The sequence below is a fragment of the Campylobacter concisus genome, from assembly GCF_003049735.1.
Taxonomy (GTDB): domain Bacteria; phylum Campylobacterota; class Campylobacteria; order Campylobacterales; family Campylobacteraceae; genus Campylobacter_A; species Campylobacter_A concisus_AN.
In genome coordinates, this window is record NZ_PIRM01000001.1 from 615,223 (window position 1) to 628,600 (window position 13,378).

Genomic DNA, 13,378 nt, shown 5'->3' on the forward strand with positions numbered 1-13,378 from the left:
GCTCACCTATGCTTTGTAAATTTTAACCGCACACTTTTTATAATCAGTCTCTTTTGAGATTGGGCAAGTAGCGTCAAGACATACTTTGTTTATATATACGTTTTCATCAAAGAAAGGCACATAAACAAGACCTACTGGCGGCTTATTTCTACCTTTTAGATCTACTCTTGCTTTTACCTTGCCGCGGCGTGATTCGACCCAAACGATCTCATTTTGCATTACGCCAAGATTTTTAGCATCATCTTCATGCATATAGCAAAGCGCCTCTGGAACCGCTCTATAAAGCTCAGGAACACGCATAGTCATCGTACCTGTATGCCAGTGCTCTAGCACACGGCCAGTACATAGCCAGAATGGATAATCTTTACTTGGCATCTCGCATGGATCCATGTAAGGACGGAAGAAAATTTTTGCTTTGTTTGCAAGAGATGTTTTATCTTTATTTGTAACGCCTTTTAGATCGCCTGTTGGAAGGGCTGCGTTTTTGTTGCCATAGAATGCAAATTTCTCATTTGGGGCAGCTTTTTTAGCGTATGGGTCAAATTTAGTATTAAATCTCCACTGAGTCTCTTTGCCATCAACTACTGGCCATCTAAGACCTCTTACTCTGTGGTAAGTATCAAAGTCTGCTAGGTCGTGGCCGTGTCCAACGCCAAATTTTCTATACTCTTCCCAAAGATATTTATGGACGAAAAATCCATATCCTTTAAATTCTTTACCATCTGAGCCGATCACCTTTCTGCTATCGCCAAATACTTCTGTATTGTCGTAGTTTTCTATGATCGGATCGTTTGCACTAAATTTCTTAGCCTCTTCGTTAGCAAAAAGTACGTCAAATAACGTATCTTCTTCGCTATACCCCATAGCTTTTGCCTCTTCAAGCACATTTGGAAGTGTCACTTTATCATTTACTTTTTTCTCACCCCAAACATCTTTTAGCTTAAAGCGTTTACTAAACTCCATCATTTGCCAAATATCAGGCATCGCTTCGCCAACCGGAAGTACTTGCTGTCTCCAGTGTTGTGTTCTTCTCTCAGCATTACCGTATGCGCCCCATTTTTCATAGATCATCGCAGTTGGGAGAATAAGGTCAGCAACTTTTGCAGAAATTCCTGGATAAGGATCGCTTACAACGATGAAGTTATCCATCTCACGAGCTGCTTTGATCCAGTGGTTTGCGTTTGCAGTATTTTGCCACGGATTATTTACTTGAACCCATATAAATTTAACCTTACCATCTTCAAGATCACGCATCATTTTTACGTAGTGAGAAGCGAGTACGCCACTTAGTGTTCCAGTAGGAAGTTTCCAAATTTTTTCAGTTATCTCTCTATGTTTTGGATTCTCAATAACCATATCAGCTGGCAAGCGGTGAACAAATGTTCCAACCTCTCTTGCAGTTCCACACGCACTTGGTTGACCAGTTAAAGAAAATGCTCCTGAGCCTGGAAGTGCTTGCTTACCAAGTAAGAAATGCACCATATAAGCTTGCTCATTTACCCATGTACCACGTTGGTGTTGATTAAAGCCCATCGTCCAAAAACTTACGACTTTGCGGTTTTTCTCGATGTAAAGATCAGCAAGTGCCTTTAGCTTTTTCTTAAATTCTTCTATATCTTCATTTGGATCGCCCTTTGCCACCTTTGCTGTAAAGTCAAGTGTGTAAGGTGCAAGAGCTTTTTTAAACTCTTCAAATGTTATTTGCCAATGTGCGCCAGATTTTGCAGCATTTTTATTTTCTAGCGTATCGCCAGCTTTTAGTCCAAGATATGCAAGCGTAACACCCTCAGCCTCGCTTAGCACCTTTGACTTCTCGGTAGCAGCAGTGTCTAGCTCGCTTGGAGCATATTTTTTATGATTAATGTCTGGACGAAGACCATATCCGATATCGGCTGGACCAGTTGTAAATACACAGTGTTTTTTAACAAATTCTTCATCGATCATCTCTGGGTGGTTATAAACTATCTCACGAGCGATATAGTTCCAGATAGCAAGGTCAGATGACGGAGCAAAGATGATCTCGATGTCAGCTAAATTTGATGTTCTAGTTGAGTAAGTGCTTAAATTTACAACCTTTACTCTATCAGGATCGCTAAGCTTTCTATCGCTTACGCGCGCCCAAAGGATCGGGTGCATCTCAGCCATATTTGCGCCCCAAGCCACGATAGTATCAGTTAGTTCGATATCATCAAAACAGCCTGATGGCTCGTCTATGCCAAAAACTTGCATAAAGCCAACAACCGCGCTTGCCATGCAGTGTCTTGCGTTTGGATCGATGCTATTGCTTCTAAAGCCACCTTTTATAAGCTTAACAGCAGCGTAACCTTCTGGAATAGTATATTGACCAGAGCCTAGAACTCCGATGCCGTGAGGGCCTAGTTCATCATATGCTTTTCTAAACTGAGCCTCCATAACATCAAATGCTTGCTTCCAGCTTACTTGCTTAAATTTTCCTTTTTTATCAAATTCGCCTTTTTCATTTACACGCAAAAGCGGATGAGTGATCCTATCCTCGCCGTACATGATCTTAGCATTAAAATAGCCTTTAATGCAGTTTAGACCACGATTTACTGGTGCTTCTGGATCTCCTTTTACAGCTACTATCTTGCCTTCTTTTGTAGCGACCATGATACCACAGCCTGTCCCACAAAACCTACAAGCGGCTTTATCCCAGCGCCAGTCTTTTTCGGCTTCGCTTGCTGCACTTAGCGAGCTTGGTACGGCTATACCAGCACTAGCGCAAGCAGCACTAGCTGCAGCACTTTTTATGAATTCTCGTCGATTCATTCTTTCTCCTTTAAAGATTTAAAACAAATTTAATTGATATTAACCTTGTAAAACTTATTTACAACTGATTGACATTTACAAAAATTTCAAGAAACTTAAGCCAAAAATGTAAATATTTTTCTACATAAAAATATTAATTTTGTCACAAAGCACGATTTTAAAAGAAAATACTATTTAATAAAATTTAAAAATTTTAGAGTAGTTATCAAAAAAGCTAAATAAAACAAAGTAAAATTGTTTTTAAATATTTGAGTAAAAAAGTAACATAAAGTATTATTAGAAATTTTTATCTTCTTACTGAAATATCAATAATTGCAAGGATAAATTCTAATAATTTTCATTACATTGCGACAAACATAATCTATAAAAATTTAACTAGCAATATCACTATAAAGCTATAAATATTAGATTATTTTTAAAAATTTTATTATATTTATAAAACAAAAAAATAATTTTAAGATTAGAGATAAAAAGGAGTTATTTTCATCCTCAAATTTTGAGGATGAAATATTAATAAAATTTTAGGTGTTAAGCTATAAGGTTAAAATTTATTCTTTTTAACATCAGCTACTATTGTCTTAGCCATTTCATCGATTTGAGCAGTGATTTCATTTGTTGAACTCACGATATCAACATTTTGCTTTGTAATGCTATCTATCTGGCTTACACTTTGATTTATCATATTTATGCCTTCGCTTTGCTCTCTGATGCTCTCGCTCATCTCGTTAATGCTTTGAGTAAGTATATTTGCATTAGTTTCGATCTCACCAAGTGATTTTTGAGTTCGCTCAGCTAGTTTTCTAACCTCATCTGCAACTACAGCAAAACCTCGTCCATGCTCACCAGCACGCGCTGCCTCGATAGCGGCGTTTAGAGCAAGTAGGTTGGTTTGATCTGCTATATCTCTAATAATAACGATGATATTTTTAATCTCTTCAGATTGTTTTATAACATCTACAGTCTTTTGACTAATTGCACTCATTGAGCTGCTCATTTGCTCGATCGCAGCAGCACTTTCTTGGAGAGAATTTGCTTGTGTGCTAGCACCTTGAGTTACTTGCTTCATTGATGCATCTAAATTTTTGGCTTTTTCTTCTAAGAATTGTGCTTGTTTTAGATTAAACGCAAGCATATTAGCTATCTCTTCGCCAAGCTCGTTTGTTACTAGTTCGACATTGCCTTTGGCATCCAAAATTCTTGAAGTAAAATCAGAATTTCTAAAATCATTAAAAGTTTTTTGGATCATATTTAAATCGCTACCGACTCTTTTTTCCAAAACATCTAGCATTTTATTTAAGACATCTTTTAATTCGATTAGTTTTGGATTAGCTGGAACATCTATTATCCTTGCTTTTAAATTTCCATTTTCTATCGCCTTTGCAGTCTCAACAGATTGAGATACCACTCTAGAGTCTTGATCGGCATTGTCAAAAATTTTAGCAATATTATCATTTATTAGTTTGCTCATTACGCCAAATTCATCTTTTGTTGCCACCTTTGAAACAACTGGCTCTTTTATCTCAAAATTTAAAAATCTAAAGAAACTAACCAAAGCATCTGTAATAGTTTTAATAGGATTAAGCGATCTTTTTAGCAAGAAATATACAAATGCAGACAAGACAACTATAAATATAAAGGCTAAAATAATTTGAACTTTTAAAATAGGTAAAGTATGCGAGCTAAAGATATTTTGATCCATAGCTGTTATTGCCAACCAACCTTTATCATTTATCTCTAACATATAGGCATAGACATCTTCGCCTTTTGTATTTTTATATGCTATTAATCCATTTTCATCAAATTTCTTTTCATTATATTGTTTTATAAGGTTTTTAGCGATCTCGTGAGGTTTACCAACTAATTCTTTATTTGGGTGCATTATAACGTTGCCATTTTGATCTGTAACAAAAGCATAGCTGTATTCAGTTTTACTGATTTGCGATATATTATTGCTCAACTCCTCAATAGATGCATCTATACCAGTAACTCCAATATTTTTAATAGGTGCAGCAAAAGTTATAACCATCGCATTTAATGAAGCTGCCATATATGGATCGGTATATATTGGTTTATTCTCGGCTTTAGCTTGTTTATACCATCCTCTAACTCTTGGATCATATCCAGCTTTATTTTGCCCATTTGATCTAAACATAGCCCCATCCTCATATCCAGCGTAAACAAGAGTGATCTCTTTTCCAGATATAGCTTTTGCTTGAGATAAAGCTAAATTTATACCATCAGCATTCATCGAGCCATCACTTTTCTCGCTTATCTTACTAAGAGTCTCAGCCATTTTCTCTATAGCATACTGATTATTGGTAAAAAAGCTATTTAGTGCGATTTTCACATCTTTTAAAATTTGCTTTTGAGTTTGTATTACTAACTCAATGGCTTTATCATGAGCTGTGTTATAGCTAGCTAAAGATATTAGCGAGAATGATATGAATAATGCCAGTATGAGCATTAAAGATATTTTGTTTGCAATTGATCGCATTTACTTTCCTTTTACAAAAAATTTTAAGATGCGATTGTATATTTTTTATATTAAATGGTATTTAATAATATTAATTACAAAATAGTGATGTATACATTAAATAATAATTTTGAATTATTTTTTCATTTTAGGTAGTTAAGATCAGCGAGATAAAATTAGAATTTAGGGGAAGCAAACCCCTAAATTCGGCTCTAAGATTAAAATTTATTCTTTCTAACGTCAGCTACTATCGTCTTGGCCATGTCATCTATTTGGTCAGTAATTTCGTTTGTTGTACCGACAATATCAATATTTTGTTTTGTAATACTGTCGATCTGACTTACACTTTGATTTATCATATTTATACCTTCGCTTTGCTCTCTGATGCTCTCACTCATCTCATTGATGCTTTGAGCTAGAACATTTGCATTAGCTTCGATCTCGCCAAGTGATTTTTGAGTTCGCTCTGCTAGTTTTCTAACCTCGTCGGCAACTACCGCAAAGCCTCTGCCGTGCTCGCCCGCTCTAGCCGCCTCTATAGCGGCGTTTAGAGCAAGTAAATTTGTTTGATCGGCTATATCTCTAATAATAACGATGATGTTTTTAATCTCTTCGCTTTGTCTAGTTACGTCGCTAGCTTTTTGGCTAATGGCGTTCATAGAACTGCTCATCTCTTCTATAGCAGCCGCGCTTTCTTGGATGGAGTCGGCTTGCTTATGGGCTCCGTCGGTTAGGGTTCTCATGGACTCTGCTAGGATTTTAGCTTTTTCTTCTAGGACCTGAGCTTCTTTTAAATTTTCCCTTAGCATATTGCTTACGGCGTCGCCCGCGCTTTGAAGGCCTACTATCATATCTCTTAGATCGCTTTCAAGCTCCGGTTTTAGCTCTAATCTAGGAGTGTAGTCGTTTTTGTTGTAAGAAGCTAAGACTACGGCTATGCCTTTTAAATTTTCAGAAATTGACGCAAAGAATTTATTTAGCAGATCTTTTAACTGAACTAAAGCCGGATTATTCGGAGTAGAGTTAATCTTGGCTCCCATGTGTCCTTTTATCATGAGATTTGCTATACCGTTCATCTCGTCTATTAAGGCGCTATCTTTTTTAACGCCATTAAGGACTTTTTCTATATTTTCGTTAATAGATTCGCTCATTCTGCCAAATTCGTCTTGCGTAGTTACTACTAGCTTTTCCGGAGCGTTAGGGGTTTCGTAGGTGATGAATTTAAACGCGTCTTCAAGCTTGGTTTGAATAGTTCTAATAGGGCTAAGCGATTTTTTAAGAAGAGTAAATACGATAGCCGAAAGTATGACTATAAAAGCTACGGCTAGGATTATTTGAGCTTTTAATAAAGGCAAGGTATTGGACGAAAAAGTATCTGCTCCGATAGCGGCTACGGCTAGCCAGCCTTGATCGTTTATAGGAAGGACTTTGGCAGTTACGTTTTCGCCTTTATAGTTTGTATAAGGGATAAGTCCATTTTCATCAAATCTCTTAGCCGCAAATTCATCGGCCAAATATTTGCTTGCCGGAATCGCTTTACCGACATTTTCGGGATTTGAGTGCATAAGTATTACGCCGTCTTTATTCATTAAATAGACGTAACCGTATTTCGTTTTACCCATTTCGAGAATTTTTTTACTTAAAGTATCTATTTTTAAATCAAGTCCCAAAACACCATCAAAATTTCCATTTTTATTTACAGGAGCAGCAAAACTAATTACTAAAGCATTAAATAAGGCAGCTTTGTAAGGTTCGGTATAGATAGCACCATTTGCGCTCTTTGCTGCTTTATACCAGCCTCTAGTTCTAGGATCGTAGTTATCGGCAGGAGTTGTTTTAGTGCCGTCAGACTGGAAAAAATGTCCATCACTCTCGCGACCATAAAAAATATCAGTAACTAGACGACTAACATTTTCTTTTTGCATTTTTGTTTTTTCCATGTACGAATCATCATTATTTGGTGTTTGTGCTATATCTAAAGCATACTTTTTAGCAACTTCTAAATATTCTTCAAAAAAAGAATCCGTAGTAGCTTTGATGTCACTTAGAATCTGATCCTGGGTCTGGCTAACCAACTCTACTACCTTACTTTCCGCTGTATAGTAGCTAACTGCTGAAATAGCAGCAAACGAAATAACAAGCAGCGAAATTATAATTATCGCTATTTTAGAAGTTATGGACTTCATCTTTCCTCCTTTAAATAAAAATCTGTTTAATCTATCTAAAAAAAATTAAAACTAAAATTAATTTTATACTACATTTAACGACTTTTAAATAATTAATCAAAAATCGATCTATTAAGGTAAAAAAGTGAGTTTTTTTAGTGATTATTTTATCTTTAAAAGTCTGGTAGCTTGGCTTTAAAAAGACTTTATAAAAATTTAATATAACTGATCATTAAAATCTAGAAATTTTTATCTAACAATCAACAAAATTATACCTATCATCTCAACATCCATTGCAAAATAAAATTTTATAGAGCTATAGGGCTTTAAATATAAATTTAAGCTTTTTGTAAATAGAAGATCTGTTTTAAATTTTAAGTTCAAAAGCAGGAGAAGACTCCCCTGCTTTTAATATTATTTAGAAATTTTTGGCCCAGCAAAAGCTGTAAGCTTTAACGCCTCATCGCCTTTATATTTCTCGATATTTACAAGAGCTGTATGGCTGATATTGCCATTTGCTAGCTTGCTTGTTGGGATATCTATGGTTAGCACGTTTGCAGAGCCGTTTTTGCAAATTCCACTATCAAAGCCGTCATACCAAGCGCCCTCAGCTAGTTTTACAACGCCCTCTTTGATATTTTTAGTAACATGAGCACCTGCTAGCACCTCGCCACGTGCGTTAAATACACGCACCAAGTCGCCGCTTTGTACACCAAGCTCTTTTGCGTCTTTTTCATTGATCCAGATAGGCTCGCGGTTTGCGATCGCGTAGTTGTCACGAAGTGAAGTTTGGCTTAGCTGTGAGTGCAAGCGGTCTGTTGGGTGAGCGCTTATCATGTGGAATTTAGCCGGTTTATCTTTCATGCCTAGCCACTCGATCGGCTCAAACCACATTGGGTGTGCCTTGCAGTCGTCGTAACCCATTTTCTCGATAGTCTCTGAGTAAATTTCTATAAGACCACTTGGAGTTCCAAGAGCATTTAGCACAGGATCTTCTCTAAATTCGCCAAATCTCACCCAGTTATCTCTATCTTGAGATGAGGCAAATGTAACTGGCTTGTTCTCGTTCCAAAACTCTTCAAATGGTTTCATATCAGTAGTTAGCTCTGGTACAGCCTTGACCTGGGCGTAGGCTGCGTCATAGTACTCTTTGATCCAGTCAAACTCATCCTTGCCATTATCTGTGTAGGCAATTACTAAATTTTTAGCATAAGCCTTGCAAAGATCGATGAAAATTTGATAATCGTCTCTTGCTTCGTGGTATTTTTCAACGACTTGTTTCATCGGCACTATGTTCATATTTGAGTAGTCACCGGTCATGGTGATATCGTTTCTCTCATACTCTGTAGTGACTGGGAAGACAATATCAGCCATTTTTGCTGTCGGTGTCCAGTATGATTCATGTACGACAACCGTTCTTGGCTTTCTCCACGCTTTTAAATTTGTATTTGTATCTTGGTGGTGTACAAGTGGGTTGCCGCCGACCCAGTAGATAAAGTCAATGTCTGGATAGGTGATCTTTTTGCCGTCGTGGTCGATCACTTTACCAGGATGTAGCAACGCATCTGCAATCCTTGCGACCGGGAAGGCATAGTTGGTTGCTTTTTGTAGCCAACTTTGGCCTGTGCCTGCTGCTGCAGCTGCCTTTGCAACGAAGCGACCTCGTTTATCGAACTCGCCTGTGTCTGTGCCGATAAACTCGCCTTTATCGTTAAATTTACCCACACTTGCGCTATTTACGCCGCCAATGACTGCACCCTTGCATGTTGGTGCGCCGCCGTTTGAGTAGTGGTAGCTTAAACCAAAGCCTCCACCTGGTAGGCCGATCTGACCGATCATAGCTGCAAGTGTCACCATCGCCCAGTGTGGTTGCTCGCCGTGGTGAGCGCGCTGCATACCCCAACCACTCATTATCATCGTGCGGTTTGCGACAAATGTATCGGCTAGCTCTTTTATCACATCTTTATCGATGCCACAAATTTTGCTCGCCCACTTTAAATTTTTAGGTGTGTTGTCTGTCTTGCCAAGTAGATATGGGAGAAATTTATCAAAGCCTGTTGTGTAGGTTTCAATGAAATTTTTATCATACTTGCCACTCTCGTATAGGTAGTGCATCATACCAAGCATCATTGCTGTGTCGGTGTTTGGCACTGGGGCGATCCACTGAGCTTTGTCGAAGTATTGCGCTGTGTCACTCTTGATAGGATCGATGATGATCACTTTGATATCTTTTTTATTTTTGAGCTCTTCAAAGTATTTAAAGCCCTGCTCGTCGGTACTAGTCCAAGCTATGCGAAGTGTTGCAAGCGGGTTTGCACCCCATATGACTACAACTTTTGAGTTTTCAAGCACGACTGGCCAGCTAGTTTGCTGCTCATAGACCTCGATACTACCAACAACGTGAGGCATGATGATCTGGCTAGCACCTGTTGAGTAATCTCCTAGTGAGCCAACAAAGCCACCACTAAGGTTCATAAATCTATGAAGCAAAATTCTTGAGTTATGCACGTTTCCGCTTGACTTCCAGCCGTAACTGCCTGCAAATACACTTTGTAAGCCTTTTTGCGCTCTAGTCTTTTTCAGCTCTCTTGCAACTAGCTTGATCGCCTCTTCGTAAGGCACCTCAACCCACTCATCCTTACCGCGAAGCTCTGGCTTTGGACTATCTGGATTTTCAAGGTAGCTCTTTCTAACTGCTGGACGCTTGATACGACATTTGTAGATCATATCTGGTGTGTAGTGCTGAAGCGGGTTGTAAATTTCACTTGTTTTTTGGATAGGCTCTGACTTTACTGCTACGCCGTTTTTGGTTGTCACTTTTAACATACCCCAGTGGGCAGCTGTGATGACCTCGCTATCTCTTAAAACACTCTTTTTTACGCCATCAGCAAATAAATTTGATGCTGTTACGCTTGAAAGCAAAGGTGTCGCTGCAATTGCTGTAGCACCTTTTTTTAGAAATTCTCGTCTGTTCTCGTTCATCTTATCTCCCTTTCATTTTTAAGTTTTCTTTTGAATAAGCTAAACTTTAATATTTGTTTTTACTCGCCGCTACAAAAGTTTTGCTTATTTACCTAGGTTTACGTCAGATGAGTGTTTTTGAAGGTATTCAACAACCAACCACTCGTCTTTTTTCTCTATTGCGGTTCTGCCGATCATTGATTTTAGAAGTGACGGCCATTGGTTTGCGTTAAAATGTGTGGTTTGAGGCAACGCATGGCAAACACCACAGCTCTCTTTATACATCTTGTCAGCTTTTGCAAACATTGCGTTTACGTCAGTGCTAAAGCCATCTTTTTGAACAAAAACTGTTGTTTCTACTTCATTCCATTTGCCGTTTTTGCCCTCTTTGATCACTTTAATATCAAAAGGTGCAGTTTTTGCAAATGCCACCGAGATAATCCTCGCGCCATCAGCAAAATAAACTACGTTGCTAACGGCTGGATTTTGATAGCCTTTTACTTTAATTTGCGCTCTGTCACCGCTTGTTTGTAAAATTTCAACTGCGTTGGTTGGTAGCAGTCTGCCTATACTTTTTGTTGAGCTAGCATCACCGTAAACATCTTTTACAACATCTGTGTAGTTTACACTAGCACCAAATGCCGCACAAGCCACGATGGCTGAAAAAATGATTTTTTTCATATTTCTCCCTTCAAAATGAAATTGTTCAAATTTTAGGAGCTTTTTAATTAATTACAAATTAAAATTAAAAATATAATTTAAGAATAATGCAGAAAAATTTATTTAAAAATAAGTAAAAACACGCCAGACACGATAAGGCAAATGGCTAAAATTTCTTTTAAATTTAACCTCTCACCAAGAAAGATGACAGCCAAAATGATAGCCAGCACAACGCTAAATTTATCAACCAGCGCCACTTGATAGACCTTACCAACTTGCATCGCTTTAAAATACATGAGCCACGAAAGCCCAGTCGCTATGCCACTTAATATGAGAAAGAGCCAGTTTTTGGGGCTTAGTGAGCTTAGTGGTTGCCATTTTTTAGCCACGCTTAAAAGCAAAACAAGCATCAAAATGACAACGATCGTTCTTATAAATGTTGCAAAATCGCTGTCAATGTCCTTTACGCCAAGCTTTGCAAAGATCGCTGTAAGTGCAGCAAAAACGGCTGAAAGAGCTGCGTAGATAAACCACTCTGGCATCTTTTTCCTTATAAATTTAAAGGGGCATTTGCTTCGCCCCACTGTAAATTTAACCCTCGTACTCGCTTAGCATATCAATAGTCGGCGCAAAAAATAGTGCTCCAGTTACTGGCGTACTAAAGTCAAGTAGCCTATCTGAGTTACCCTTTGGCTCGCCGATAAACATCTTTTTAAGCATAAGCTCAACCGTTGAAAAAGTACTTGCATAAGCGATGAAGTAAGTGCCTGTTTTGCTGCCTTCAGTAAATGGCATATTGCCACGAACGACTTTTTTATCGTCTCCTACGTTTGCAGCAGCTGAGTGTGAATTTGTAGGTTTTACATCTTCGCTCATCTCGATGTCAAGCTCTTTTGAACGGCCTATTACCTTTTCTTGCTCACTTACGCTTGTAGCGTTCCACTCTTTCATATTGTGGAAATATTTTTGTACAAAAACGTAGCTGCCGCCTTTAAATTTAGCGTCCTCATCGCCAACTTTAGCAAAGAAATCTCTCTCCTCGCCCTCAGGATTTTCAGTGCCATCAACAAAGCCAATTATCGCCCTGCCGTCATGATACTTAAAGCCTTGCGTCTCATCTGTAAGCTCTGCAAATTTAAAAAGCACAGCCTTTATCGCTTGAGCCATATCGAAGCAATCAGGTGCATTTAAGGCGCGAATATGTATGTGAATATCGCCCTTTGTGCTAACAGCTTCGTGTTTATCGCCTTTTATCGCTTTAAAATTCACAAGCTCTTTTGGCAATTCTTTTGAAATTTCAAGCTTTTTCCAAGCATTATGACCCACGCCAAGGACGCAGTTTACATTTTCGTTTGCGCCAAATCTAATCTTAGCAGTTTTATTTAAATTTACAACCAAGGCGCAAAGCTCGGCAAACCCCTCTTTACAAGCCTTTTTATCAGCTGTTAAAACCCATGTTTGAAAGACTGTGTTGTTGCCTGGTGTCTGCGTGACTTCTTGTGAATTTACGCTCATTTTTTCTCCTTTTTAAAGTTTTATGCAATATTTTCTAAATTTAGTTGTGAGCTGATCTGCTCATCATTATCGTCAAAAATAAACTCAACTTTGTTTGCCCCAAAGCTTTTAGCTATCGCTTCAAGCGTATCGCGAGCTGATTTATGAATTTTGCTTTGAAGCTGCGAGATAAGGCGAACGCTCATCTTTTTGACTTCATTTCTTGCCTCTTCTATTAGCCTATTTTTATCTTCTTCTGTAAAAGTGCTACCAAAAAAGCCATTTAGCGAGTCAGGCAGCAAAAATGGTATAAATTTGCCGTTTTTCTCATCGTAAAATTTCATATCAGCGATCGAAAATTTATACTTGCAAGGAGGCATTTTTATCTTATAGCTAGAGTTTGCGATCTGCATAATCTCGAGTTTTGGACTGGTTAGATCGTAGATGAAATTTATCTCAAACTCAAATATCATCGAAAGCTTCTTCTCACTTATTAGCCATCTTAGATACTCTTTGCCAAAATTTCCAAACGCATGATCGGTTTTTGTGACAATCTCTTTGCTATACACCTGAAAAACAGATAGCTCGCCGATGCTTTTTAGCTGCGAAATTTCAGTGCTGACTGAGAGGTTTTCGCTATCATCTTTTGCCTTTTTTAACGCCTTATTTGACCTATAAAATGCAAATGCCAAAACAGCTAATAAGATAGCTAATATCAAATTTGCATATTCGCTCATTTTTTCTCCTTTAAAGCTTGCTATTTTAGCTTAAATTTGTAAAGCAGAGATGAAATTCTACTTTTATTAAAAATTATATTTAAATAATTGTTTTAAAGTAA

Annotated in this window: 8 protein-coding genes and 2 pseudogenes; all 10 read right to left on the reverse strand. The window is 37.9% G+C overall.

Annotation, left to right across the window (positions count from 1 at the left end):
• Positions 1–6: 6 nt before the first annotated feature.
• Positions 7–2,787, reverse strand: a complete 2,781-nt coding sequence (gene napA, locus CVS97_RS03155; protein ID WP_107785034.1) for a nitrate reductase catalytic subunit NapA — start codon at positions 2,785–2,787, stop codon at positions 7–9.
• 541 nt (positions 2,788–3,328) lie between these two features.
• Positions 3,329–4,528, reverse strand: coding sequence for a methyl-accepting chemotaxis protein (locus CVS97_RS09610; protein ID WP_413784185.1), 1,200 nt, complete (start codon positions 4,526–4,528; stop codon positions 3,329–3,331).
• A pseudogene (locus CVS97_RS09615) lies at positions 4,511–5,281 on the reverse strand (cache domain-containing protein); the annotation flags it as partial. The pseudogene CVS97_RS09615 and the gene CVS97_RS09610, both read right to left, overlap by 18 nt.
• Before the next feature lie 197 nt (positions 5,282–5,478).
• Positions 5,479–6,411 carry a methyl-accepting chemotaxis protein gene (locus tag CVS97_RS09620; RefSeq protein ID WP_413784186.1) on the reverse strand — a complete coding sequence of 311 codons (933 nt, stop codon included), beginning with the start codon at positions 6,409–6,411 and terminating at the stop codon, positions 5,479–5,481.
• 303 nt (positions 6,412–6,714) lie between these two features.
• Positions 6,715–7,446, reverse strand: a pseudogene (locus tag CVS97_RS09625) (cache domain-containing protein); the annotation flags it as partial.
• 393 nt (positions 7,447–7,839) lie between these two features.
• Complete coding sequence (locus CVS97_RS03170; RefSeq protein WP_107785037.1) at positions 7,840–10,407, reverse strand: molybdopterin-dependent oxidoreductase; 2,568 nt, start codon at positions 10,405–10,407, stop codon at positions 7,840–7,842.
• Between the two features lie 84 nt (positions 10,408–10,491).
• The gene (locus CVS97_RS03175; RefSeq protein ID WP_021090680.1) at positions 10,492–11,067 is read right to left on the reverse strand and encodes a cytochrome C heme-binding protein; all 576 of its coding nucleotides are present in this window, start codon (positions 11,065–11,067) and stop codon (positions 10,492–10,494) included.
• Between the two features lie 98 nt (positions 11,068–11,165).
• A complete protein-coding gene (locus CVS97_RS03180) occupies positions 11,166–11,588 on the reverse strand; it encodes an EamA family transporter (protein WP_107785038.1) in 423 nt (140 codons plus the stop codon).
• A gap of 49 nt (positions 11,589–11,637) precedes the next feature.
• Positions 11,638–12,561, reverse strand: a complete 924-nt coding sequence (locus CVS97_RS03185) for a Dyp-type peroxidase (RefSeq protein WP_107785039.1) — start codon at positions 12,559–12,561, stop codon at positions 11,638–11,640.
• 20 nt (positions 12,562–12,581) lie between these two features.
• Complete coding sequence (locus CVS97_RS03190) at positions 12,582–13,277, reverse strand: DUF4230 domain-containing protein (RefSeq protein ID WP_107785040.1); 696 nt, start codon at positions 13,275–13,277, stop codon at positions 12,582–12,584.
• Positions 13,278–13,378 lie beyond the last annotated feature (101 nt).